This window comes from Vibrio sp. V12_P9A6T4 (assembly GCF_963874835.1).
Taxonomy (GTDB): domain Bacteria; phylum Pseudomonadota; class Gammaproteobacteria; order Enterobacterales; family Vibrionaceae; genus Vibrio; species Vibrio anguillarum.
The window spans coordinates 22556-46714 of the sequence record NZ_CAWNJO010000022.1; the positions used below are offsets into that span (position 1 = coordinate 22556).

Here is a 24159-nt window from a genome sequence, read left to right on the forward strand (position 1 = left end):
CATTTTGATAGGACTACAAATGAAATTGTGGAAACACACACTGATTGGATTGATGGCAACATTAAGCCTAAACACCGCATACGCTGCTCCTGTTGAGCTCGATCGCGTCGCCGTCATCGTCAATAGTGGCGTTATTTTACAGAGTGACATTGATGGTGCATTAAAAACCTTGACCATTAATGCAAAGAAAAATGGTCAAACGCTACCCGAAGACACAGTGCTGCGTGAGCAAGTGGTTGAAAAATTGATTATTGATACCATTCAGCAACAAGAAGCACAACGCATTGGCGTGCGCATTGACGATAACCGACTCAGTGACGCTATCGCCGACATCGCGAAAAACAATAATCAAACCCTAGAACAGCTTAACGCTTCTGTTACTGCTGAAGGGCTGACTTATGCCGAATTTCGCGAACAAGTACGTAAAGAAATTGCAGCAAGTGAAGCGCGTAATGCTTTAGTTCGTCGCCGGATCAATATATTACCGGACGAGGTGGACAACTTAGCTAATATTCTTGCGCAAGAAACCAATGCAACGGTGCAATATAAAATCAGCCACATCCAACTGCGTGTTGACGACACTCAAGATAAGGCCGCAGTAGAACAGCAAGCCAAAACCTTAGTCGAAAAACTCAACCAAGGAGCGGATTTCAGCACCATGGCTTATACCTATTCAAAAGGTCCGAAAGCGCTGCAAGGTGGTGATTGGGGCTGGATGCGCAAAGAAGAAATGCCGACAATTTTTGCCGACCAAATCAAAATGCAAAACAAAGGCTCTATTATTGGGCCATTTCGCAGTGGCGTCGGTTTCCACATTCTTAAAATTGATGACGTCAAAGGATTAGAAACCGTCGCGGTCACGGAAGTTAATGCACGCCATATTTTAATCAAACCCACGGTCATTTTAAGCGATGACGGCGTACAAAAAGAGCTACATGACTTCATTCGTCGCATTAAGGCAGGTGAAGCGACCTTTGGTGAATTGGCGCAGCAATACAGCCAAGATCCCGGCTCTGCGGCGCAAAATGGCGAATTGGGTTATCAAACACCGGATCTGTACGTGCCGGAGTTTCAACATCAAATCGAAACATTATCGGTTGGACAAATCAGCGAACCCTTTAAAACCGTTCATGGTTGGCATATTGTTGAAGTGCTTGATCGCCGTGAAGTCGACCGCACCGACTCTGCACTGAAAAACAAAGCTTATCGCATTCTTTTTAATCGAAAATTCAATGAAGAAGCCAGCGCATGGCTACAAGAAATGCGTGCCAGCGCCTTTGTCGAAATTATACAGGACAACCAAGATGACAATTAAACGCATCGTGGTTACCGCTGGCGAGCCCGCGGGTATTGGCCCAGATTTGGTGCTGGCCTTATCAAAAGAAGATTGGGCACATCAACTGGTGGTATGCGCGGACAAAAGCTTGCTTGCAGAGCGCGCTAAAGAGCTCAATATTGACGTTATATTGGAAGACTACTCAGTCACCTCTGCACCAAAACCACAGCAAGCGGGACGGTTAGTAGTGGATCATATTCCCCTCGGCGCACCGGTGATAACGGGGAAACTGAATGAAGCCAATGGACATTATGTATTAAATACATTAGAAAGAGCCGCTTTAGGCTGTATGAATGATGAATTTGATGCTATTGTCACCGGCCCTGTGCACAAGGGGGTGATCAACCGAGCTGGCGTTGCATTTAGCGGCCACACTGAATTCTTTGCAGAAAAGTCTAATACTCCACTGGTGGTTATGATGCTCGCAACAGAAGGGTTGAGAGTCGCGCTAGTGACAACACATATTCCACTGGCTTATGTATCAAAGGCAGTAACGGTCGAGCGGTTAGAAAAAATCATCACTATTTTGCATAAAGATTTGGTGGAAAAATTTGCCATTGCTCAACCCAAAATTTATGTGTGTGGTTTAAACCCACACGCGGGAGAAGATGGCTGTCTAGGCCGTGAAGAGATAGAAACCATCACTCCAACACTAGAAAAAATTCGTCAGCAAGATGGCATTAATTTGATTGGCCCACTACCAGCCGACACCATCTTCAATGACAAATACTTGCAAGATGCCGATGCTGTTTTAGGCATGTATCACGACCAAGTCCTGCCCGTATTAAAGTACAAAGGCTTTGGTCGTTCAGTAAATATTACTCTTGGTCTACCCTTTATAAGAACATCGGTCGATCATGGCACCGCACTCGAATTGGCAGGGAAAGGGCTTGCGGATACAGGGAGCTTTAGAACAGCACTCGCCTACGCGATTGACTTGGTAGAAAAGAAACCTAATTAATTTCGAGAAAACTATGAGAAATGATGTCCACTTAGGGCACAAAGCGCGTAAACGTTTTGGTCAAAACTTCCTAAACGATCCATACATTATTGATGGCATCGTCTCTGCGATTAACCCTCGTCCGGGACAAAATTTGGTTGAGATCGGCCCCGGTCTTGGAGCGATAACTGAGCCAGTCGGCCGCGAAGTGGATAAATTCACTGTTATTGAGCTAGACCGTGACTTAGCTGAACGCCTACGCAACCACCCAGAATTATCGAGTAAATTGACGATTCACGAAGGTGATGCGATGCGTTTTGACTTCACGCAGTTGGTGAAACCGAATAATAAACTGCGCATTTTCGGCAACTTGCCATACAACATTTCAACGCCATTAATGTTCCACTTATTTGAATTTCATAAAGATATTCAAGATATGCACTTCATGTTGCAAAAAGAAGTGGTCAATCGTTTAGCTGCCGGTCCCGGCAGTAAAGCTTACGGGCGCTTAACGGTTATGACGCAGTATTTCTGCAAAGTGGTTCCTGTGTTGGAAGTTCCGCCAACGGCTTTTGTACCGCCACCGAAAGTTGATTCAGCCGTGGTGCGTTTGGTGCCTTATGAAGTACTGCCGCATCCCACGACAAACATGAAATGGTTAGAGCGTGTCTGCCGAGATGGTTTTAACCAACGTCGTAAAACCGTACGTAACTGCTACAAAGGTTTGATTGAAGTGGAAACGCTAGAAGAACTTGGGGTCAACCCTGGCATGCGCCCGGAAAACCTAACACTTGAACAGTTTGTTGCTATGGCAAACTGGTTAGACGCTCATCACGCCTAATAACGATTGAGCGATAAACGGCCAATGTCTATCGCTCATCTATAAAAACAAGGAGTTAACATGGATATCTCTGAACCTTGTATCAAAATCCAAGTCCATACCCAGTATCTCCCCGAGCAGTCCAATCCCGATTTACACCGCTATATCTTTGCCTATGTGATCACCATCCGTAACCTCAGCAACCAGCAGGTACAGCTGATGAGCCGCCGTTGGCTAATTACCGATGCGAATGGCAAACAGATGTCTGTGGAAGGTGATGGCGTGGTCGGGGAACAACCGATTATCTTGCCCAATGATGAGTACCGCTATAACAGTGGTACGGCGTTAGAAACGCCAGTCGGTGTTATGCAAGGTCATTACATTATGTTAGATGAAGCGGACGCTGAATTTATTGTTGAAATTGAGCCTTTTCGTCTCGCTATTCCTAATGTTTTAAATTAAAAGAGGTAGCCGTGGCGAACTATATTGTCGGCGACATTCAAGGCTGTTTTGATGAACTACAGTGTTTATTGGCTCAAGTGCAATTCCAACCACAACAAGACACACTGTGGGTAGCTGGCGACTTAGTTGCAAGAGGCCCTAAATCTCTAGAAACGCTACGTTTTATCAAACAATTGGGTAGTGCGGCACGTATCGTTCTAGGCAATCACGATCTTCACCTACTGGCCGTCTCGCTGGGCATCCACCCATGTAAACCTCGTGATAAAACCTTACCCATATTACAAGCGAACGATGCAACAGAGCTGCTCACTTGGTTGCGCCATCAACCGCTCCTCGCTGAACATGCTGACTTTGTTATGTGCCATGCGGGGATTTCTCCTCTGTGGGATCTTGAAACTGCACGTCAAGCAGCAAAAGAAGTCGAAAGTATTTTGCAAAGTGATCGTTGGCGTTGGCTTATCGAGCAAATGTACAGCAACACACCTGATATGTGGAGCTCGAAGCTAGAAGGGATTGATCGCTATCGCTATACCATCAATGCCTATACTCGGATGCGTTTTTGCTTTGCTGATGGGCGTCTTGATATGGCGTGCAAACTTCCCCCTCAAGAAATAAAAGATGAAGAATTGTTACCGTGGTTTGCCCTACCCAAACGCCTTAAACTCGATAAAACAGTCCTATTTGGCCACTGGGCTGCGTTAGAAGGTTACCGCAGCGACGAAGTGATAGGGCTTGATACTGGCTGTGTGTGGGGAGGATGTTTGACCATGCTACGCTGGGAAGATAAACACTACTTCACTCAACCAGCGTTAACCCATAAAGGCTAACGAATAAAAAGATTCGGATCGTTGCTTAATATCGATCCGAAATCCTCTATTGCTTATCAAAAACCACAAACTGCATGTTGTGAGCATTTTTGTCATCCGCTTGATACATTTCACGATGAACTTCTTGCCACTCACTCCCCCACTCGGGAAATTGCGTATCTCCCTCAATATTTAAGTCAATAAAGGTGAGGTATAGTTTATTGGCCTGTGGCATACAGGCTTGATAGATAGAGCCGCCACCAATGATCATCACTTCATCCACATGACCCGCAACCTCAATGGCTTCTTCAATCGAAGAGACAATACTCACCCCTTCAATTGCCAATGAAGCATCACGACTGATCACGATATTATGGCGACCGGGTAACGGGCGACCAATAGACTCATAAGTTTTTCGCCCCATGATCACTGGTTTGCCCAATGTACAGCGTTTAAACCATGCAAAATCGGCCGGTAAATGCCATGGCATTTGATTGTCTTTACCAATAATCCGGTTGTCTGCCATCGCGGCAATCATGCTGATGATCATAAATAAGATCCTAAAGTGTCATCACGAAAAATAGCCCATGCCCTTACACTATGGGTTTGCGCCGATAGAATAACAAACCCGGAACCGCAAGGCCAACCGCTAAGCCCGCGATAATAAACATCGCTTTTAAAAAATTATCCATCAGTATCGCCAGCAGCTCTGGCGTAAAACCAAGATGGTTAATTTCAACCATTGCAATCATCGCTTTAAAGGCAAAAACCCCGGGAACCATTGGGATCAAAGCCGCTACCGTAAACACTTTAGGGTGGGCTAAAAATTTACGCGACCAACGCACGCCAATCATTCCAACGATAGTTGCAGCAAAAAAAGTCGCCCACTCAATGGGAATTCCAAATTGCATCATTAAGTAACGTGAGCCATGACCAATCGCACCACCTAACGCACAATATTTTAGAGCTGGTACAGGAACATTAAACACCAAAGCAAAACCAACGGCTGGGATTGCAGCAAAAAACATATCATTGGCTAAACCGAGTAATAAATTCATCCAATCCATCGCTACCACCCCCATACACCCGTCACGCTCATCGCCGCAACGATGCCCAAACTCGTTGCCAGCGTCAGCAAACTTGCCATCACAAAACGGGCAATACCCATATTGATATAACCTTTAAGCATATCCGCGACCGCATTAATTAAAGGAAAACCGGGGACTAACATCAGTACAGAAGAAGCCATCACAATGGTTGGTTTATTGCCTAGTTGGTAGATGATAGCTTGCGCTGAAATGATCGAAGTAACAAATGAGGTCACCGTAAAGTTGACGAGCGGATTAAATTGGCGATGCCCAATCTCTTGGCGCACAATCATACCCGCCGCAGAAGCAATGAACGTCATCGTAAACACAGTCCAATCTCCGCCAGCTAAACGAGCAAATGCAGCACAAGAAAGACCAATCATCACCACAACCAACCAACGGTTGTAGCGTTCAGGGCTGATCTGATTGAGTTTTTTCTGCGCAAGGGAATAATCTAAAATCCCTTTTTCCATCATGATGCAGATGCGCTGGACTTGCGTCACTACCCGCATATTGATCCCACGATCAGGACAACGGCGCGCAGTCGTAATGCAATGGCCATCGTAAACCGTGGTTAGCACAAGTGAACTCGCCGAGAGCGATACTTCCACTTCACTCATGCCACACGCCGCTCCCATGCGACGCATAATATCGCCCACCAGTGTACTTTCCGCACCATGAGCCAACAACATTTGCCCAGCTTGGGCGATCAATCGAGAAACAAGCCTCTGTTTGGATGTCATGATTCCTTTCCGAACGTCCTAAAAGCCCAATAGTGTGCCCGAAATTGGGTGCTTTAAATATGATTTAGCTATAAAAAAGCCGCAATAATTATTGCGGCTCAATCAATTCAGGAAAATTAATCACGAACATAGATAACGTGACCGTCATCTTCTTCGTCGTCCCAATCATCCCAGTCATCACCATCTTCAGTGATCACATTTTGGCTGTTCATCTCATCTTTATGGTAATCATCCCACATGAAATCGACTTTCTGAGCTTCACTGAGCTCTTCCTGCTCACGAGGTAACGTTTCCATATAGTCAGCCAACTCACGGCACAAATCCGCCGTACCTTGTTGGTTTACTGCCGAAATTTTGAAGTATCGCCCTTCCCAAGCCAGCGCATCTAAGATCTCTTGGATCTTTTCATCGGCTTCTTCTTCAAGCATCAGATCAACTTTGTTGAACACCAACCAACAAGGTTTTTGTGACACTTTTTCACTGTATTGCTCTAGCTCATCAAAGATGGTCAGCGCATTTTGCGCAGGATCACTTTGATCAATAGGAAGAATGTCGATCATATGCAGCAACACTCGGCAACGTTCTAAGTGCTTTAAGAAGCGAATACCTAAACCAGCACCATCGGCCGCGCCTTCAATCAAGCCCGGAATATCAGCGATCACGAAACTTTTCTCAGGAACCACACTCACGACACCCAAACTTGGGATCAGCGTAGTGAAGGGGTAATCAGCGACTTTTGGCTTCGCTGCTGAAACAGAACGAATAAAGGTTGATTTACCCGCATTCGGCAAGCCAAGCATACCCACGTCAGCTAACAATAAAAGCTCAAGGCGTAATTCGCGCACCTCACCTTTTTTACCCATGGTTTTTTGGCGTGGTGCACGGTTAACGGATGACTTAAAGCGAGCATTACCTAAACCATGCCAGCCACCTTTAGCGACCATCACTTTTTTGCCATGCTCTGCAACTTCACCCACAACTTCATTGGTGTGAATGTCAACCGCTCGAGTCCCAACAGGCACCTTCAAAGTAATGTCTTTACCGCGCTTACCTGTACAGTTAGCACCACCACCATTTTGGCCGCGCTCAGCAGCGTAAAAGCGTTGGAATCGGTAATCAACCAAGGTATTTAAGTTTTCATCGGCTTGGATATAAACGTCGCCGCCATCGCCGCCATCGCCGCCATCAGGGCCGCCTTTCGTCACGAATTTTTCACGCCAAAAGCTCACGACACCGTTACCGCCATCACCCGCTTCGACTTTAATTATCGCTTCATCAACGAATTTCATTTGTTACTCCACGCTCTTTGCGTTGCGATATCATTGTCACACAATGATATAAATTCTAGCAGATACACATTCAGGATCGACCGTGATCATCCTTCGTTTTATCCACAATTGGAACACATAAGGAGAAACTCTAGTGATTAGAGTGTCTTCTTTTCTGTTCGGCTGATAAATAAAAAACCCCACCGTAACGGCAGGGCTTTTGAGTTCAGTTAGGTATAAATTTATTCAGCGTCGATGCTAACAAATTTACGGTTTTTAGGACCTTTAACTTCAAATTTCACTTTACCTTCAGTAAGAGCGAAAAGAGTATGGTCTTTACCGATACCAACGTTAGTGCCTGCGTGGAACTTAGTACCACGTTGACGAACGATGATGTTACCTGCAAGAACAGATTCACCACCGAAACGCTTAACACCAAGACGTTTGCTTTCTGAATCGCGGCCGTTACGAGTAGAACCGCCAGCTTTTTTGTGTGCCATTGTTAAACTCTCCTAAATTACTTAAGCGTTGATGCCAGTGATTTTCACTTCAGTGAACCACTGACGGTGGCCTTGTTGTTTACGAGAGTGTTTACGACGACGGAACTTAACGATTTTAACTTTATCGCCACGACCGTGTTGTACTACTTCAGCAGTAATTTTACCGCCTTCAACAAGAGGTGCCCCAACAGTGATTTGCTCACCGTTAGCAACTAGTAGAACTTTATCAAATTCAACAGTTGCACCAGTTTCAACGTCTAATTTCTCTAAACGAAGAGTTTGACCTTCGCTTACACGGTGTTGTTTACCACCAGATTGGAAAACAGCGTACATATTTTACTCCGCTCTTTCCGCACAGCCGTATGCTTTTTATTTGAGCAATTTGGGTGTGCGCTAAACTAATCATCAATAGGGCGCAGATTCTACGCGAATGAGTACCCCAAGACAAGCCATATTTTGAAAAAATTGGCGAAAAGCTAATCGCCAATGAAAAGTGGCGCAATCATGCCTTTAAGCCTTGTATTAATCAACGTTTTTTAGTGTATTATTCGAGAATTATAGAAGAACACAACACCTTATAGGTTCTAACTTCAGCCGGATTAACCATGGATTTTAAAGCTATCCAAACGCTTACTGCCGATGACATGGCAAAAGTGAATGAAACGATTCAAGCTCAGCTCAACTCTGATGTATCTTTAATCAATCAATTAGGATTCTACATCGTCAGCGGGGGTGGGAAACGCCTGCGTCCTTTGCTGGCTATTTTGTCGGCTCGAGCCCTTGGTTATCAAGGTGAAGCGCACACGACTGCCGCTGCATTTATTGAATTCCTCCACACGGCAACCTTGCTGCATGACGACGTTGTCGATGAGTCGGATATGCGCCGTGGCAAGGCAACAGCGAACGCGGCATTTGGCAATGCAGCGAGCGTGTTAGTGGGGGATTTCATCTACACGCGTTCCTTCCAAATGATGACTACACTAGGATCGTTAAGGATCCTTGAGCTGATGAGCGATGCGGTGAACGTTATCGCTGAAGGCGAAGTGCAACAATTGATGAACTGTAATGATCCAAACACTACCGAGGAAAATTACCTACAGGTGATCTACTCGAAAACGGCGCGTTTGTTTGAAGCAGCGACCCAGATTGGTGCGATATTAAGTAACGCTTCTCCTGAAATTGAAACGGCACTACAGAACTATGGTAAGTACCTTGGCACAGCTTTCCAGCTCATTGATGACGTGATGGATTACACCTCTGATGGCAGTGAAATGGGCAAAAATGTGGGCGATGATTTAGCGGAAGGCAAACCAACACTTCCTCTATTGTACGCAATGCAGCATGGTACACCCGAACAAAAAGAGATGATCCGTGAGGCCATCGAAAAAGCCAATGGCATGGAACAGCTTGATGAGATTCTAGCGGCAATGAAACAGACAGGCTCGCTTGAATACACAACCAACAAAGCGCTAAAAGAAGCCGATAAAGCGATCAATGAGCTGTCTATCCTGCCAGAAAGTGAATATAAACAAGCACTGATAGCTCTAGCTCATATGGCTGTGAATAGGACAAAGTAGAACAGCAGCTAGCTTGGACGAAGAATCGACCTTTGCCTAGAAATGCACCGCTACAAAAAGAGCCTCAATTGAGGCTCTTTTTGATTCTAAGCGTTATTTAAAACCCGCCTTGCCAAATCATGCCAAATGCAAAAACAGCCACGATCGTTAAAGCACAAGCTCCTAACTTTTCTTTGCCTTGAAAAGGATGAATGCCCTGCTCTCGTTTGGCTTTCATGTAGAAATAGAGCCCAGGTAAGTAGAGTAGCGCGGAGAGCATCAAATAGTGAAAACCAGAGGCATACAAAAGCCAAATCCCATAAATGGTGGCACAAGAACCTATCACCAGAAGTTTGCCTTTATTCTTCTGTTCAATCGCGATCTTTAACGTAAAGGCACCGATCAAAAAATAGGGAACAAGGATCATTTCTGAAGCGAAGATCAGCAGCGTATCGTAGGTACTGCCTGCGTACATCACCAGAATCAGTGAGACCTGAATGCAAATATTGGTTAGAGTTAACGCTTTTACTGGGCTCCCCGCTTCGTTTTGCTGGGCGTAGATGGCAGGAAACATCTTATCTCTAGCACATAAAAATGGCGCTTCGGAGGCCAGGACCGTCCAGCTAAGAAAAGCACCGCACACCGAAATAATTAAGCCAACACCGATAATGTACTCACCCCAAGGACCAAGAATAGTCGTCAGCACTTTGGCCATTGAAGGGTTCTGATATTGCGCCAATTCAACCGGTTTAATCACGCCCATCGACAATAAGGTGACCAATACATAAATGGTCAACGCCGTAAGCAAACCGAGAATAGTCGCTTTACCGATATCAGCACGGTGGCGAGCGCGGCTTGACACAACAACCGCTCCCTCTATTCCGATGAACACCCATACCGTGATCAACATGGTGCTTTTTATTTGATCCAGCAGATCATGGCCAACACCGAAGTGTAAGCCTGTAAAATCCAATGTGAATTTGTCCCAAGAAAAAGCAAAAGCGGCACAAATGATGAACAACACGAGAGGGATCATTTTAGCAAAGGTGGTAATCAGATTAATGAATGCGGCCGTTTGTACTCCTTTTTTGACCAACGCATGCACCAACCAAAGTAATACCGATGCACTCCCAATGGAAAGCCACGTATTACCCGCCCCAAACATCACGTTATCTGGTGTATCAAACAACATGCCTAAGGTACTAAAAACAATTACCAGATAAGAGACATTAGCCACCATGGCGCTAAACCAGTAACCCCATGCGGAACAAAAACCCGCAAAGTCACCAAATCCTTCTCGAGCAAAACCAAATACGCCACTATTAATATGAGGTTTATGAATGGCAAGTTGTTGAAAAGAGAGCGCGAGAAAGATCATACCAACGCCGGTGATCCCCCAACCGATCATTACCGCCAAAGGGCTGGCGACTGAGGCCATGTTTTGTGGCAGGCTAAAAACACCAGCGCCAATCATTGAACCAATGACCAGTGCTGTCAGTGAGCCCAAACCAAGCTTATTATCCATGGGAACTATCCAGTGAGTGTTTACACATTAGAGGAAGGCGCTATTTTAGAGAACATATTTACCAGACATCAATCCCTATGTGATCGCGGTCACTGAGATAGTGAGTCAATAGTCAAATTCATTGCTAGGGATCAAAAAGTTTGTAAGTTCACGACGAAAATAATGCACTGCTCAGTAAAAAAAACCGCATATTACACAGTTCAAAGCATCATCATACAAAAATATTGGTAAAAACCATAAAAAATGCCGCTTGGATGAGCAAGCGGCATTTTTGTATAAGATAAGGTTATTCTTTATTTGGCGAAATCAACACCTAGCTGAATATCACCTTTCAGTGTTGTCAGCATTCCATCTAACGCGGCTTGTTCATAGGCACTCAATGCACCATAGCTCAACACTTCTTCGACACCCTCTTTACCGAGTTTAATCGGTTGTGCAAAGAATGAAGCATGCTCACTACCACCGTCAACGTAGGCACATTCCACAACACCTGGTTCACCTTGCAGTGCTTTGACTAATGATAAGCCAAAACGGCAAGCCGCTTGACCCATTGACAGTGTTGCACTGCCGCCACCCGCCTTCGCTTCCACCACTTCGGTGCCTGCGTTTTGAATGCGCTTAGTTAGGGCTTCCACTTCTTCGGCCGTGAACTCAACCCCTTCAATTTGCGAAAGCAAAGGAAGGATAGTGACGCCTGAGTGGCCGCCAATCACAGGCACAATAATCTCGCTAGGGTTTTTATCTTTTAGCGCCGCGACAAACGTTTCTGAGCGGATCACGTCCAACGTTGTCACACCAAATAACTTACGCTTGTCGTAAACGCCTGCTTTTTTCAAGACTTCCGCTGCAATAGGTACTGTTGTATTAACAGGGTTGGTGATAATGCCCACACAGGCTTTTGGACAGACAACCGCAATCTTTTCAGCCAACGCTTTCACAATGCCAGCGTTAACATTAAACAGATCCGCACGATCCATACCCGGCTTACGAGCGACACCAGCAGAAACAAGGACTACATCCGCACCTTCAAGCGCAGGTGTTGGATCTTCTCCAGCATAGCCTTTGATCGATACGGGAGTAGGAATGTGGCTTAGATCGGCAGCAACGCCCGGAGTCACCGGTGCGATGTCATACAGCGCCAGATCGGAACCAGCAGGAAGATGGTTTTTAAGTAGAAGTGCTAGGGCTTGACCGATGCCACCAGCGGCACCAATAACAGCTACTTTCATCGTAGTTCTCCTTGAGAATAAATCTCTTATAAATGTTTTTGTGTAGGGTATTTTTAAGCTAGAAAACTATAGCAATCACAATATGATTACAATCAATTAACGCTAGCTTTGCGACCTCGCGCAATTCGCTAAAATCGTGCTACAGCACCGATGGCAATTATGACCTTGTTTATCTTTACCGACAAAGAGTTAAGTTGCCATTCGACCAAAGTTTTACATAAAAGTTTACAGTGACCTTTTAGACACTTTTGGACGATAATTTGGCGATGACTGCATAGCTATGCGAGAATATGCAGCAATAAATGGCTAATCGAAGACGATAACTATGCGCAACAATAATGATAAGCAAGATAATCTGGTTCGTGCTTTTAAAAATCTATTAAAAGAAGAACGTTTTGGATCTCAAGGTGACATTGTCGATGCCCTGCGTAATGAAGGGTTTGATAATATCAACCAATCCAAAGTATCTCGCATGCTGACTAAATTTGGCGCGGTACGCACTCGCAACGCAAAAATGGAGATGGTCTACTGCCTTCCTGCTGAACTCGGTGTACCAACCGTATCAAGTTCACTGCGCGAATTAGTGCTAGATATAGATCACAATGCCGCGCTGGTAGTGATTCATACCGGGCCAGGGGCGGCGCAGCTTATTGCTCGGTTACTTGATTCTCTGGGCAAATCAGAAGGCATCTTGGGTGTGGTGGCCGGTGACGATACCATTTTTATCACACCGACACTGAACGTAACGACAAAGCAGCTGTTTGATTCAGTCTGTGATCTGTTTGATTACGCAGGGTAATTTGTCACTAAACGCATTTCATCTCACTCTCTAGTAGAATCACACTGAGTCAAGTTGGCGTGATTCTCTTCACATCTTCAGCAATAAGTTGTCACAGCAGAAAGAGGAATAACTCCTTGATAGGCAAGCTATTGCCATATTTTGGCTCTGACAATGACGCTTATTGATAGCCAATTTCGCTACATTTTTTAACATTCCTGTAATTATGTGTCGATTTTTTGGTATTATTTAGCCACTTTTTCAACATACGGATTGAAAAAGATGCCGTTTCTAGATGAGGAAACTCCCCCGATACCCAAACAACTTGAAGTTGCGGGTAGGCGGCAAGTCAGTCAGTCGTCATAAGCATGGATAATTCTGTGATTGGGGTGAACGAACGTAGCCAACACCACAGCAACTTCAGGTGGGAAGGGTGTAACAACAATTATCTATGGGGTTAATAATGAATAAGGAAAGAAAATTCATGGCATTGAATAAATTGATTAAAGTTGGAATTATTGCAGCAGCGGTCATGGGTACAGGTACGTTAAGCGCACAAGAGTTCATTACGATTGGTACAGGATCCGTCACTGGTGTTTACTACCCGACAGGTGGTGCTATTTGTAAGCTGGTTAATAAAGGGCGTAAAGATCACAACATTCGCTGCTCAGTAGAATCAACGGGCGGATCGATCTACAACGTGAACACGATTCGTGCAGGTGAACTCGATTTCGGTATTGTTCAATCTGACTGGCAGTACCATGGTTATAACGGTACCAGTGAATTTGCCGAGCAAGGCCCGAATAAAAAACTGCGCGCAGTATTTTCCCTTCATACCGAACCTTTTAATATCATTGCCCGCACCGATTCAGGCATTGAAAACGTGGCTGACTTGAAAGGTAAACGTGTCAACATTGGTAACCCAGGTTCTGGTGACAGGGCTACCATGGCAGTGGTGATGGATGCATTTGGTTGGACCAATGACAGCTTCAAACTGGCTTCTGAGCTCAAAGGCTCTGAGCGCTCTCAAGCATTGTGCGACAATAAAATAGATGCCTTTATTTATATGGTTGGCCATCCAAATGGTTCAATCAAAGAAGCAACGACCTCATGCGATGCAAAACTCGTCTCTGCTACTGGCCCTGAAATTGAAAAAATTGTTGCCAATAACCCTTACTACGCTTACAGCACGATTCCTGCTGGCATGTACCGTGGAACAGATAAAGATGTAACCAGTTTTGGTGTGGCTGCGACCTTGGTATCAAGCACTGATGTGTCTGATGAAGTCGCATACAATTTGGTCAAAGCGGTATTTGAAGATTTTGATACCTTTAAACGTCTTCACCCTGCCTTTGCTAACTTGAAAAAAGAAGACATGGTGAAAGCGGGGATCTCCATTCCTCTTCACCCTGGCGCAGAAAAATACTACAAAGAAATCGGTCTGCTAAAATAATTTCGCATCGCGAAAACCAACAATAGCGATACCGAATCAAAGGAGGCTGAACGTCTCCTTTGATTGCCCTTTCAGTCACGAGCGATATGCCCTTTATCCCTTGGCGTTATGGTCAGCGATGATGGCCTGTCCTCTTACGTTTACAACGACTCTCTGGGCACATTTGGGTTTTAAATGATTTAACAACCCACCTTTTGTTCTGTTCCGCAATAGCCCACTTCTCATTAGCAGTGAATTGACCCTGTGACCAACCGAGACGTAGGCAGCCAATAATAAGGATAACGTACATGACGAAGACACTTACTCCGTCAACCGATGTGCAGGAAATGGTAGCGCAATCTGATACCGGCGCAAGAAACCCTCACGGCTTGCCGGGGCGCATTTTGTGGTTTGTCCCACTATGTTGGTCACTATTCCAACTTTGGTATGCTTCACCGCTGCCCTTTATTTTTAACTTTGCCATCTTAAACGATACGCAAGCACGAGCCATTCACCTCACATTCGCTGTCTTTCTCGCCTTTACTGCCTACCCTGCGTTAAAGAACTCACCACGCGATCGCATTCCATTGATTGATTGGATTTTGGCATTGGCGGGCAGTTTCTCTGCTGCTTACATCTATTTATTTTACAATGAGTTGGCTGGTCGCTCTGGTGCGCCAACCTTGATTGATATAGCGGTCTCCGTCACAGGAATGGTGCTATTACTTGAAGCAACACGTCGAGCGTTAGGACCACCGCTAATGTTGGTCGCAGCACTCTTTTTGCTCTACACCTTTGGTGGCCCCTACATGCCGGATGTGATCGCTCATAAAGGAGCGAGCCTAAACAAAGCGATGTCTCATTTATGGCTGACCACTGAAGGGGTTTTTGGGGTGGCTCTTGGGGTTTCCACCTCTTTTGTGTTCTTGTTTGTTCTATTTGGCGCAATGCTTGAACGAGCTGGCGCAGGTTCCTATTTTATCAAAGTAGCCTTTTCACTGCTGGGCCACATGCGAGGCGGTCCCGCGAAAGCAGCGGTTGTAGCCTCAGGCTTATCGGGGCTAGTGTCTGGCTCATCGATTGCAAACGTAGTTACCACCGGTACTTTTACCATTCCCTTGATGAAACGTGTCGGCTTTCCCGGAACAAAGGCGGGCGCTGTTGAAGTAGCCGCTTCCACCAATGGCCAATTAACCCCGCCTATCATGGGTGCTGCCGCATTTTTAATGGTGGAATATGTCGGTATTTCCTATGTTGAAGTGATCCGTGCGGCGCTACTGCCAGCGCTTATCTCTTATATTGCCTTAATTTATATTGTCCATTTGGAAGCCTGCAAAGCAGGAATGAAAGGCCTACCTCGCCGTCATACACCGACATGGGTGCAAAGCTTACTTTCATTTACGGGTACTATTTTAGGGCTTTGCGTTCTCAGCGCTGTTGTTTACTACGGCATTGGTTGGACCAAAGAGGTGTTTGGTGACGCCGCTACTCCAATTGTTACGGTCGCGCTTTTACTGACTTATGTCGCTCTGATTAAAATTTCGTCTCGCTACGCCTCAGAAAGTGCAATGGATATGGATATCCAAGAAGTACCCGACCCTGGGCCGACGGTAAAATCAGGGCTTCATTACCTGCTACCTATTGTGGTGCTAGTATGGTGTTTGACGGTCGAGCGCTTCTCGCCTGGATTATCCGCTTTTTGGGCCACGATATTTATGGTCTTCATTTTGATCACTCAGCGACCAATCATGTCGTTACTCAATAAGAGCAACGATTTGAACACGCAAGTGAAGGCTGGGTTTGTTGATCTTGCCGAAAGCTTGGTTTCGGGCGCACGGAATATGATTGGCATTGGCGTGGCAACCGCAGCCGCAGGAACCGTCGTTGGTGTCGTAACCTTGACTGGCATCGGCTTAGTGATGACCGATTTTGTTGAGTTTATCTCCGGTGGCAGTGTCATACTGATGCTGATTTTTACCGCCGTGATCAGCCTCATTCTTGGTATGGGCTTACCGACCACCGCCAACTACATCGTCGTATCAACCTTAATGGCTCCCGTCATTGTGACACTGGGAGCCGCTCATGGTCTTATCATCCCATTGATTGCCGTACACTTATTTGTGTTCTATTTCGGCATTTTGGCAGATGACACCCCACCAGTTGGCTTGGCGGCATTTGCCGCAGCTGCTATCGCTAAATCAGACCCTATTCGTACAGGTATTCAAGGGTTTGCTTACGATATTCGTACCGCCATTTTGCCCTTTATGTTCGTATTCAACACTCAACTACTGCTAATGGGCATTGATACATGGTGGCACTTAGCGTTAACCATTTTCTCGGCCATTACCGCAATGCTGCTGTTTTCTGCTGCGACTCAAGGTTGGTGGCTCACTCGCAATAAGTGGTGGGAAACCGTCTTGCTGTTGGTGCTGACGTTCTCGTTCTTCCGACCCGGTTTTTGGTGGGACATGATTTATCCTGCGACCGAACTGCACCCAGGCACAGAGATAGCGCAAATTGTAGAAAACCTCGATGTGGGTCAATCGATAGAGCTTATCGTCGCTGGTGAAACCATTGAAGGTGATTACTTGTCAAAAACAGTACTACTCCCTTTTGATGATCAAGCGTCAACGGCAGAACAGCGTATTCAATCAATGGGGCTAACCCTGAAAGAAACCAGTAATCGTATGCTGGTGGATATGATTGAGTTTGGTAGTCCAGCTGAAGCCGCAGGTATAGATTTTGATTGGGAAATCCGCTCAGTTGTGTTGGAAAGCCAACGGCCAATGAAAGAGTGGGTTTTCTTACCTGCATTATTATTAGTGCTGACGCTAGCTTGGAATCAAAAACGCCGTATGAGAACACAAGAAATACGCGCTTAATCAATATGCCTAGCACAAGCTAGGCATATACTTTACGGAAACAAGGTGCTCTAAAGCACCCTATCGTAGATGAGATAATCCATAATGTATAAACACATCCTTGTTCCAGTGGACCTTAATGAAAAAGGCTTTTCTGACAAAGCCGTTGAACTTGCTGTTTGGCACGCGACACATTCCAATGCTGAAATTCATCTTTTAAATGTATTACCTGGTATCCACATGTCGATGGTCGCCACATACTTCCCGAAAGATGCCGCGGCGAAAATGAAAGAAGACGTCAAGCAACAGCTAAAACAGTTTGCTGCTCAACATATCGCTGACGAAATAATCTACAAACTGCATGTAGCTGAAGGTAAAGCCTACACCACCATTTTAGATTACGCAGAAAAGCTCGGAGCTGATTTGATTATCATGCCAAGCCATAAACGATCGAAGATCGATAAAGTGATGCTGGGATCGGTGGCCAGTAAAGTAGTGCAAAACTCGCCAATCAATGTACTGGTTGTCAAACCGCAAGGATAGAAACCCTGCATCGTCATAAAAAAGCGCATGAGGCGCTTTTTTTATGCCAACGATAAGCGCCTCAGTTAGGAATTGGCTATCAAACTAATAGGTTCAATTATCTTTACTTGTTGAGAATAATTATCAATAATGTTTACATCAACCCGATAACCGTTTAGGTGAACATTATGAAAAAAACGCTTAGCTTTGCCGCGATCCATTTCAGTATTGCGTTTACCGTCGTTTATCTACTTACGGGCGACATTATTCTTGGTAGTCTGATTGCCATGCTTGAGCCGATGGTCAATACCGTTGCTTTTTACTTTCATGAAAAAGTATGGGCACACTACGCCCCGCTGCGCCGCTACTCACAATCAGCTAAAATTAAAACAGGTAGCTTTGCTGTAGTACACTTTAGTGTTGCATTTAGCGTGGCATATATCATGACAGGAAGTTTTATCATTGGTGGTGTGTTAGCCATGATCGAACCGAGCATTAATACGTGTGCTTACTACTTCTACGAGAAGTTCTGGCAAAAGAGGCATCCGCAAGAATGGTCAGCAATGAAATGCTCTCATTAGCTGTACGTTGATCAGATAGGAAAATGGGTAACACAGAGATCTTCGCTTAACGCGATATGGAAGGATTGCTGCTGACCATCAAGTTGCACCGATAAGGTATACAAATCATTCGGGTTAAGCTGTGTAAGATCTGCGTACTTCGGCGCTTCCACTTGAAATAAAGCACTGGCGTGCTGATGGCGCACATCAATAGGTAACTGATAGCTCATACCATTAAATTTCACCACCGCGGAAACTAATCCTGGTGCGTAGGTTTGATAATGTAAGTGAACCAAAAACTCACAGCCACCACCATAGTGCCAGATTTGCTCAGTAGTAACATGCTCCAAACGAACATGACGAATGCATTGCAGATAAGGCTCTTGCCAAATACCCATTCGCTCATCGTATTTCTTCACCGAGTGGTGTCCCAATGGGCATAATTGCGGTAAATCTTGATCCTCCAGCAACCACTCTTCTTCTTGCTCAACAAACAAAATTTCGAATCGATTGCGGCCAAGTTGCAGCAAAGGCCGAATGTCTTTTTTATACACCGCTTGGCTACCATCACAATCAAATAGTGCCACACCGTTTAAACGTATTTCCGCATAAAAATCGATCCCCTCAAGCACAAGATCAATTGCAGCAAAACCAAGCATCACTTCATCCACCTCAACATCATGCATCAAATGCCACTCTTGCTCGGCAATTTGTGCTTCTGTCATATCGTGAGGTAATACTTGGCTAAGAGGCGCAGGAAAACAAAGATCATCTTGCGGGATCGATAAATCAGTCAACGGTGAAAGCTGCCAAAAGCCAGCAAGAGAAATTCGCATAATAAACTTGAGCTAGATCAATGTTGAGCGATTATATACAAAATAAATAAAGATGTGCTGACAAAAATGATGATTCGTCACTAAAGTGCCCCGCTAGCTTTGCATAGCTAAAAAAATACCAGCCAAAGGGCTGGTATCTCACATCAAGGTAAATAACGCTTAATCACTCTTGGTCGTCTTCATCTTCTTCATCGTCGTATAGAGCATCTTCGCCTTCGTAGTAAGTGCCCCAGCCGTCGTAAATAATGTCATATTTTTCAGCAAGTTGAATAAGCTTCTCTGCCTGTTCATCGATCGCTTCGGCTTTCAGTACCGATTGCATAGTCGCGTCACAGCACAATAGTTTATTGCCGTCTTCATCTTCTGTTTCTTCTGCTTCAAGCACTTCAAAACCCATTTTAAAGGCTTCAACAACCGCTTTTTCTAGCGTGTCAAAATCTTCAGCAAATAGGTGGTGCTCTATCTCATATAACGCATCTGGATCACTGCCATCTTCGAGCAGGGCTTGAATGATGTCGCGAGTATCTTCTTTTTGAATTTCGATTAACTCTTCAACGGATACGTAGTCATCTTGCTGAGGTTGAGACATAAGGTGCTCCAGATTTGGCTAAATGTAGACTATACTCCATCAACTTGGCGTTGCAGATAGGCGGCAAGTGAGTTCATCCCCATGAACATAGATAAACTATGTGATTGGGGTGAGCAAACGTAGCCAGCACCGCTGCAACTTCACGTCGGAAGGGTATAAATGAATTTCGACGAAATATGGCATGGTTCGCCTAAAATTGCCACCAACAACGTACCGCGATCTTTATCTTTCTAAAGGATCACTGCTCAATCAAGTACAGATCAAATAAAAAAACACTTTAATTTAACAATTTATTTTCATTTTGCTAATTCAGTAGATTATCTGCCTGATGATTTGCTCTTTCACCGCATTAAACTGCCTGTTTATCAAACATTCATGCATAGCAAAAAAGGTTACTTTGGCTAAACCTGCCCGTATTATGCACTTTTTATGTAAATAACCGCATAGAAAATCACTTATTCTTCATGCTTAATTCAACTTCCTCTGAGCCCAAAACGCATAACAAAGCACTTTGTCGTGATTAGGTTTATTTGGCTAGTTTTGGAGTTATTTTTTAATAAGTGCACACTTTAAAGCATATACAACTATAAATTAACAAAATAACAGCTAATATAACCACTAAGTAGACTTGCATCGTTCGCTTAAGCTTGTCATAAAGAACATGAGAAATAAGAGTAGGGATACAAAATGAATAAGCTGTACGTTGGATCTGAAGTTGGGCAACTGCGCCGAGTATTACTCAATCGGCCAGAGCGTGCCTTAACTCATCTCACACCGTCGAACTGTCATGAACTGTTATTTGATGATGTGCTTGCCGTAGAAGATGCAGGAAAAGAGCATGATGCCTTTGCCAACACATTGAAGGACCAAAATGTTGAAGTGCTGTTGCTGCATGATCTCTTAGTCGAAACCTTAGCCGTTGCCGATGCCAAAGCGTGGTTGCTCGATACACAAATCTCTGATTTTCGCTATGGTCCCACTTTGGCGCACGATCTGCGCTGCTATTTAGCTGACATGGATAACGAACACCTCGCCACTCTGCTACTCGGTGGTCTTGCTTATTCCGAACTGCCTATCCACTCCTCTTCGATGCTACCTAAAATGCATCGTCCGTTAGATTTTGTGATTGAACCGTTGCCCAACCATCTCTTTACCCGCGATACCTCTTGTTGGGTGTATGGCGGCGTATCACTTAATCCGATGATGAAACCAGCACGCCAACGTGAAACCAACCATTTACGCGCCATTTATCGTTGGCATCCTGTATTTGCAGGAGAGAGTTTTATCAAGTATTTCGGTGATGAAGATCTGCACTACGATAATGCCAATATTGAAGGGGGCGACGTACTGGTGATCGGTAAAGGTGCGGTGTTGATTGGTATTTCCGAACGCACGACGGTGCAAGGGGTAGAAAATTTTGCTGCGAGTTTATTTAAACATGGGCAGGCCAAAGAGGTGATTGCCGTTAACCTGCCTAAACACCGCTCCTGTATGCATTTAGATACGGTGATGACACATATGGATGTCGACACCTTTTCTGTTTACCCCGAAATTATGCGTCATGATTTAGAAACATGGCGTTTAACGCCGAAAGGCGATGGCGGGATGAACGTCGATTCAATGCCAAGTTACGTTAATGCGATTGAACGCGCGTTAGGTTTGGACAAACTCAAAATCATCACCACTGGTGGTGATAGCTATGAGGCTGAGCGCGAGCAATGGAATGACGCCAACAACGTGCTAACGGTTAAACCCGGAGTTGTGATTGGCTACGAGCGCAATGTCTACACTAACGAGAAATACGATAAGGCGGGCATCAAAGTATTAACCATCCCCGGCAATGAACTCGGCCGAGGCCGAGGCGGCGCGCGCTGCATGAGCTGCCCGATCGAGCGAGATGATATTTAACCTTTTCAATTCAACGCAGTGAATAAAAGAGATAAAAAAGCGGCGCATCAAAACGCCGCTTTTTATTTGCTTACGCTGCGCGATACAAACCATGTCAGCTCTGAGCGAGTAACAACGTTATTCGGTGCCACCAACAGTGAGCGAATCTAGCTTAAGCGTAGGTTGCCCTACTCCAACAGGCACACTTTGTCCTGCTTTACCGCACACTCCAACGCCGCGATCAAGGCTCAAATCGTTACCCACCATCGAGACTTGTTGCATTGCCTCAATGCCAGAACCGATCAAGGTTGCACCTTTGATTGGATAAGTAATTTTGCCGTTTTCAATCATATAGGCTTCAGAGGCAGAGAACACAAATTTACCCGAGGTGATATCCACTTGGCCACCGCCAAAGTTGGGCGCATAAACGCCTTTCTTCACTGTTGAAATGATCTCTTCTGGCGTATGTTCACCCGGCAACATGTAAGTGTTGGTCATGCGCGGCATCGGTAAATGTGCGTACGACTCACGACGCCCATTACCCGTAGGGTTCACCCCCATCAAACGTGCGTTGAGTTTGTCTTGTATGTAGCCTTTCAACACGCCATTTTCAATTAAGGTGTTGTATTGACCATTGACACCTTCATCGTCGACATTGAGCGAGCCACGCAGATCTTTCAACGTGCCATCGTCAACAATCGTACAAAGCGTTGAGGTTACTTTCTGGCCAATTTTACCGGAGAAAACAGAAGATCCTTTGCGGTTAAAATCACCTTCTAAGCCATGCCCTACCGCTTCGTGAAGCAAGACTCCCGGCCAACCAGAACCGAGCACAACAGGCATCGCGCCAGCAGGAGCTGCGACAGCTTCAAGGTTGACTAAGGCTTGTCGGATAGCTTCATCGGCAAACTGAAACGCAACTTTACGGCCATCTTGTTCGGTGAGGAAAAAGTCATAACCAAAACGACCACCACCACCAGAGCTGCCTCGCTCGCGGCGATCACCTTTTTGTGCTAACACGCTGATCGACAAACGGACCAACGGGCGGATATCGCCTGCGTAAGTCCCATCGGTTGCAGCAACTAACATCTGTTCATGCACACCACTTAAGCTCACCGAGACTTCTTGGATCAACGGCTCTTTGGTACGAATGTAAGCATCCAGCTCTTGCAGTAATTCTGTTTTTTGCTTTTTTTCCCAACTGGCTAGTGGGTTATCCGCCGCATAATAGGCTTGATTATCGCTACGTTTAAAGGCTTGAACACAACCACTTTTGCCTTGCTGTGCAATGCCTCGTGCGGCTATTGCACTCTGTTTCAAACCTTCTAATTGGATTTGATCTGAATAAGCAAAACCCGTTTTTTCACCTGTGATGGCACGCACACCAACACCGCAATCGATATTAAATGAGCCGTCTTTAATAATGCTGTCTTCGAGCACTAAAGATTCATGCCAGCTCGACTGAAAATAGATATCGGCATAATCAATTTGACGAGTGGCAATTGTCGCTAGTGTATCCGCAATATCTTGCTCGGTTAATCCTGCAGGTTTTAATAGTGCATCTTCAATGCGGTTAATACTCATAGTTTGCTCTTATTATCTATAAACTGATTGGTGAATCGGGTGTGTGCAGCAATGGGCATTTTTTGTCGAACTTGCTCAACGTAAGCCAAGTCAATATCGGCGACTAAATTCCCCACTTGCTGGTTTAAGCTTGCAATAACCTCACCCCACGGGCTGATGACCATCGAATGACCCCATGTCTCGCGCCCACATGGATGAAGCCCAGTTTGCCCAACCGCAACAACCCAACACTGATTCTCTATCGCTCGGGCTCTTAACAAGACTTCCCAATGTGCCTTTCCGGTCACCGCCGTAAAGGCCGCAGGAACCACTAATATCTGAGCACCCTGCATTCTTAATTGGGAATAGAGGTGCGGAAAGCGCACATCATAGCAGATGGAAAGGCCAATTTGACCAAATGGCGTCGACGCAACACTCAGCTTTGTGCCGCAGGTAAAAGTTTCCGATTCTCGATAGCGCTGGTGGCCGTCAGCGACATCTACATCAAACATGTGTAATTTGTCGTAGTGCGCGACAAGATCGCCACTGGCGTCAAACAGCAAGGAGGTGGTCGTTACCCCAACCTCACGGCGGATAGGCATGCTGCCCACCAACAGCCACACCCGATGAAAGCGAGCCATAGCAGCCAATTGGCTCTGCAAAGGGCCTTGTCCCAATGGCTCGGCATGTTGGTGGTACTGTTGTCGCGTGCCAAACACCAGTGCATTTTCCGGCGTGACAATCCACTTCGCACCTTGCGCCACAAGTAGTGACACTTGCTGTTCGATATAGGCCAAATTCTGCGCAGGTTCAGAGCTTGACGTCATTTGAATAAGTCCAACGCTATCCATGCCTACT

At 45.4% G+C, this 24159-nt stretch carries 24 protein-coding genes; 12 read left to right on the top strand and 12 right to left on the bottom strand.

Annotated features, from left to right (window positions below; all coding sequences use genetic code 11):
* The first annotated feature begins 19 nt into the window (after positions 1–19).
* Genes surA through apaH form a run of 5 tightly spaced genes read left to right on the top strand, consistent with a single transcriptional unit; the run spans position 20 to position 4385 of the window.
* Complete coding sequence (surA, locus tag AACQ42_RS01025; RefSeq protein WP_064624316.1) at positions 20–1315, top strand: peptidylprolyl isomerase SurA; 1296 nt, start codon at positions 20–22, stop codon at positions 1313–1315.
* Positions 1305–2297, top strand: coding sequence for a 4-hydroxythreonine-4-phosphate dehydrogenase PdxA (gene pdxA / locus AACQ42_RS01030; RefSeq protein ID WP_017050645.1), 993 nt, complete (start codon positions 1305–1307; stop codon positions 2295–2297). Before surA ends, pdxA begins: the two co-directional genes overlap by 11 nt.
* Before the next feature lie 13 nt (positions 2298–2310).
* Positions 2311–3117 carry a 16S rRNA (adenine(1518)-N(6)/adenine(1519)-N(6))-dimethyltransferase RsmA gene (gene rsmA, locus AACQ42_RS01035; RefSeq protein ID WP_013857835.1) on the top strand — a complete coding sequence of 269 codons (807 nt, stop codon included), beginning with the start codon at positions 2311–2313 and terminating at the stop codon, positions 3115–3117.
* Between the two features lie 60 nt (positions 3118–3177).
* Positions 3178–3558, top strand: a complete 381-nt coding sequence (gene apaG / locus AACQ42_RS01040; protein WP_013857836.1) for a Co2+/Mg2+ efflux protein ApaG — start codon at positions 3178–3180, stop codon at positions 3556–3558.
* An 11-nt stretch (positions 3559–3569) separates the two neighbouring features.
* Complete coding sequence (gene apaH / locus AACQ42_RS01045; RefSeq protein ID WP_094149204.1) at positions 3570–4385, top strand: bis(5'-nucleosyl)-tetraphosphatase (symmetrical) ApaH; 816 nt, start codon at positions 3570–3572, stop codon at positions 4383–4385.
* A gap of 46 nt (positions 4386–4431) precedes the next feature.
* Here the strand turns inward: apaH and folA are convergent, their stop codons facing one another.
* The 6 genes from folA to rplU all read right to left on the bottom strand — a co-directional run bounded on the left by folA (position 4432) and on the right by rplU (position 8296).
* Positions 4432–4914, bottom strand: a complete 483-nt coding sequence (folA, locus tag AACQ42_RS01050) for a type 3 dihydrofolate reductase (RefSeq protein WP_017045398.1) — start codon at positions 4912–4914, stop codon at positions 4432–4434.
* Between the two features lie 43 nt (positions 4915–4957).
* Positions 4958–5446 (bottom strand): threonine/serine exporter family protein, encoded by a 489-nt coding sequence (locus AACQ42_RS01055; protein WP_013857839.1) that lies wholly within the window; start codon positions 5444–5446, stop codon positions 4958–4960.
* Entirely contained in the window at positions 5434–6195 is a 762-nt protein-coding gene (locus AACQ42_RS01060; RefSeq protein WP_013857840.1) for a threonine/serine exporter family protein, read from the bottom strand. Before AACQ42_RS01060 ends, AACQ42_RS01055 begins: the two co-directional genes overlap by 13 nt.
* 116 nt (positions 6196–6311) lie before the next feature.
* Positions 6312–7484 (bottom strand): Obg family GTPase CgtA, encoded by a 1173-nt coding sequence (gene cgtA / locus AACQ42_RS01065; RefSeq protein ID WP_010320622.1) that lies wholly within the window; start codon positions 7482–7484, stop codon positions 6312–6314.
* Positions 7485–7705: 221 nt separating this feature from the next.
* Positions 7706–7963, bottom strand: coding sequence for a 50S ribosomal protein L27 (gene rpmA / locus AACQ42_RS01070; RefSeq protein WP_010320621.1), 258 nt, complete (start codon positions 7961–7963; stop codon positions 7706–7708).
* A gap of 21 nt (positions 7964–7984) precedes the next feature.
* Complete coding sequence (gene rplU, locus AACQ42_RS01075) at positions 7985–8296, bottom strand: 50S ribosomal protein L21 (RefSeq protein ID WP_010320620.1); 312 nt, start codon at positions 8294–8296, stop codon at positions 7985–7987.
* Between the two features lie 272 nt (positions 8297–8568).
* On the opposite strand from rplU, the gene ispB reads away from it, so the two are divergent.
* Positions 8569–9540, top strand: a complete 972-nt coding sequence (gene ispB, locus AACQ42_RS01080; RefSeq protein WP_094128145.1) for an octaprenyl diphosphate synthase — start codon at positions 8569–8571, stop codon at positions 9538–9540.
* Between the two features lie 97 nt (positions 9541–9637).
* Here the strand turns inward: ispB and AACQ42_RS01085 are convergent, their stop codons facing one another.
* Both AACQ42_RS01085 and mdh read right to left on the bottom strand, forming a co-directional pair.
* The gene (locus AACQ42_RS01085; protein ID WP_094166179.1) at positions 9638–11044 is read right to left on the bottom strand and encodes a basic amino acid/polyamine antiporter; all 1407 of its coding nucleotides are present in this window, start codon (positions 11042–11044) and stop codon (positions 9638–9640) included.
* Positions 11045–11337: 293 nt separating this feature from the next.
* On the bottom strand, positions 11338–12273 hold the full coding sequence (gene mdh, locus AACQ42_RS01090; protein WP_017043806.1) for a malate dehydrogenase: 936 nt from the start codon (positions 12271–12273) through the stop codon (positions 11338–11340).
* 325 nt (positions 12274–12598) lie between these two features.
* Here mdh and argR point away from each other — a divergent pair, with 325 nt between their 5' ends.
* From argR to AACQ42_RS01115, 5 genes are all read left to right on the top strand, one after another.
* Complete coding sequence (gene argR / locus AACQ42_RS01095) at positions 12599–13072, top strand: transcriptional regulator ArgR (RefSeq protein WP_013857844.1); 474 nt, start codon at positions 12599–12601, stop codon at positions 13070–13072.
* Between the two features lie 463 nt (positions 13073–13535).
* Positions 13536–14504, top strand: coding sequence for a TAXI family TRAP transporter solute-binding subunit (locus tag AACQ42_RS01100; RefSeq protein WP_094166180.1), 969 nt, complete (start codon positions 13536–13538; stop codon positions 14502–14504).
* Positions 14505–14791: 287 nt separating this feature from the next.
* Positions 14792–17365 carry a TRAP transporter permease gene (locus AACQ42_RS01105; protein ID WP_013857846.1) on the top strand — a complete coding sequence of 858 codons (2574 nt, stop codon included), beginning with the start codon at positions 14792–14794 and terminating at the stop codon, positions 17363–17365.
* An 84-nt stretch (positions 17366–17449) separates the two neighbouring features.
* Complete coding sequence (locus AACQ42_RS01110; protein ID WP_094166181.1) at positions 17450–17887, top strand: universal stress protein; 438 nt, start codon at positions 17450–17452, stop codon at positions 17885–17887.
* A 167-nt stretch (positions 17888–18054) separates the two neighbouring features.
* Positions 18055–18447, top strand: coding sequence for a DUF2061 domain-containing protein (locus AACQ42_RS01115; RefSeq protein WP_029388185.1), 393 nt, complete (start codon positions 18055–18057; stop codon positions 18445–18447).
* A gap of 11 nt (positions 18448–18458) precedes the next feature.
* Here the strand turns inward: AACQ42_RS01115 and AACQ42_RS01120 are convergent, their stop codons facing one another.
* Both AACQ42_RS01120 and rraB read right to left on the bottom strand, forming a co-directional pair.
* Positions 18459–19262 carry a glycosyl hydrolase 2 galactose-binding domain-containing protein gene (locus AACQ42_RS01120; RefSeq protein ID WP_013857849.1) on the bottom strand — a complete coding sequence of 268 codons (804 nt, stop codon included), beginning with the start codon at positions 19260–19262 and terminating at the stop codon, positions 18459–18461.
* 163 nt (positions 19263–19425) lie between these two features.
* Positions 19426–19851 carry a ribonuclease E inhibitor RraB gene (gene rraB / locus AACQ42_RS01125; protein WP_017046663.1) on the bottom strand — a complete coding sequence of 142 codons (426 nt, stop codon included), beginning with the start codon at positions 19849–19851 and terminating at the stop codon, positions 19426–19428.
* Between the two features lie 687 nt (positions 19852–20538).
* Here rraB and arcA point away from each other — a divergent pair.
* Entirely contained in the window at positions 20539–21759 is a 1221-nt protein-coding gene (gene arcA, locus AACQ42_RS01130) for an arginine deiminase (RefSeq protein WP_094166182.1), read from the top strand.
* A 117-nt stretch (positions 21760–21876) separates the two neighbouring features.
* On the opposite strand, the gene tldD is transcribed toward arcA, so the two are convergent.
* Both tldD and AACQ42_RS01140 read right to left on the bottom strand, forming a co-directional pair.
* On the bottom strand, positions 21877–23322 hold the full coding sequence (tldD, locus tag AACQ42_RS01135) for a metalloprotease TldD (protein ID WP_013857867.1): 1446 nt from the start codon (positions 23320–23322) through the stop codon (positions 21877–21879).
* On the bottom strand, positions 23319–24152 hold the full coding sequence (locus AACQ42_RS01140) for a carbon-nitrogen hydrolase family protein (RefSeq protein WP_094166183.1): 834 nt from the start codon (positions 24150–24152) through the stop codon (positions 23319–23321). The genes tldD and AACQ42_RS01140 overlap by 4 nt, the downstream gene beginning before the upstream one ends.
* Between the last annotated feature and the right edge of the window lie 7 nt (positions 24153–24159).

Bases quoted from the DNA above. Each gene is read 5' to 3' on its own strand.
- AACQ42_RS01100 (WP_094166180.1), top strand. From the start codon at position 13,536: ATGGCATTGAATAAATTGATTAAAGTTGGAATTATTGCAGCAGCGGTC.
- rpmA (WP_010320621.1), bottom strand. From the start codon at position 7,963: ATGGCACACAAAAAAGCTGGCGGTTCTACTCGTAACGGCCGCGATTCA.
- ispB (WP_094128145.1), top strand. From the start codon at position 8,569: ATGGATTTTAAAGCTATCCAAACGCTTACTGCCGATGACATGGCAAAA.
- argR (WP_013857844.1), top strand. From the start codon at position 12,599: ATGCGCAACAATAATGATAAGCAAGATAATCTGGTTCGTGCTTTTAAA.
- AACQ42_RS01110 (WP_094166181.1), top strand. From the start codon at position 17,450: ATGTATAAACACATCCTTGTTCCAGTGGACCTTAATGAAAAAGGCTTT.
- apaG (WP_013857836.1), top strand. From the start codon at position 3,178: ATGGATATCTCTGAACCTTGTATCAAAATCCAAGTCCATACCCAGTAT.
- AACQ42_RS01115 (WP_029388185.1), top strand. From the start codon at position 18,055: ATGAAAAAAACGCTTAGCTTTGCCGCGATCCATTTCAGTATTGCGTTT.
- AACQ42_RS01085 (WP_094166179.1), bottom strand. From the start codon at position 11,044: ATGGATAATAAGCTTGGTTTGGGCTCACTGACAGCACTGGTCATTGGT.
- rraB (WP_017046663.1), bottom strand. From the start codon at position 19,851: ATGTCTCAACCTCAGCAAGATGACTACGTATCCGTTGAAGAGTTAATC.
- AACQ42_RS01060 (WP_013857840.1), bottom strand. From the start codon at position 6,195: ATGACATCCAAACAGAGGCTTGTTTCTCGATTGATCGCCCAAGCTGGG.
- arcA (WP_094166182.1), top strand. From the start codon at position 20,539: ATGAATAAGCTGTACGTTGGATCTGAAGTTGGGCAACTGCGCCGAGTA.
- rplU (WP_010320620.1), bottom strand. From the start codon at position 8,296: ATGTACGCTGTTTTCCAATCTGGTGGTAAACAACACCGTGTAAGCGAA.
- AACQ42_RS01105 (WP_013857846.1), top strand. From the start codon at position 14,792: ATGACGAAGACACTTACTCCGTCAACCGATGTGCAGGAAATGGTAGCG.
- surA (WP_064624316.1), top strand. From the start codon at position 20: ATGAAATTGTGGAAACACACACTGATTGGATTGATGGCAACATTAAGC.
- cgtA (WP_010320622.1), bottom strand. From the start codon at position 7,484: ATGAAATTCGTTGATGAAGCGATAATTAAAGTCGAAGCGGGTGATGGC.
- AACQ42_RS01055 (WP_013857839.1), bottom strand. From the start codon at position 5,446: ATGGGGGTGGTAGCGATGGATTGGATGAATTTATTACTCGGTTTAGCC.
- pdxA (WP_017050645.1), top strand. From the start codon at position 1,305: ATGACAATTAAACGCATCGTGGTTACCGCTGGCGAGCCCGCGGGTATT.
- rsmA (WP_013857835.1), top strand. From the start codon at position 2,311: ATGAGAAATGATGTCCACTTAGGGCACAAAGCGCGTAAACGTTTTGGT.
- AACQ42_RS01140 (WP_094166183.1), bottom strand. From the start codon at position 24,152: ATGGATAGCGTTGGACTTATTCAAATGACGTCAAGCTCTGAACCTGCG.
- AACQ42_RS01120 (WP_013857849.1), bottom strand. From the start codon at position 19,262: ATGCGAATTTCTCTTGCTGGCTTTTGGCAGCTTTCACCGTTGACTGAT.
- tldD (WP_013857867.1), bottom strand. From the start codon at position 23,322: ATGAGTATTAACCGCATTGAAGATGCACTATTAAAACCTGCAGGATTA.
- folA (WP_017045398.1), bottom strand. From the start codon at position 4,914: ATGATCATCAGCATGATTGCCGCGATGGCAGACAACCGGATTATTGGT.
- mdh (WP_017043806.1), bottom strand. From the start codon at position 12,273: ATGAAAGTAGCTGTTATTGGTGCCGCTGGTGGCATCGGTCAAGCCCTA.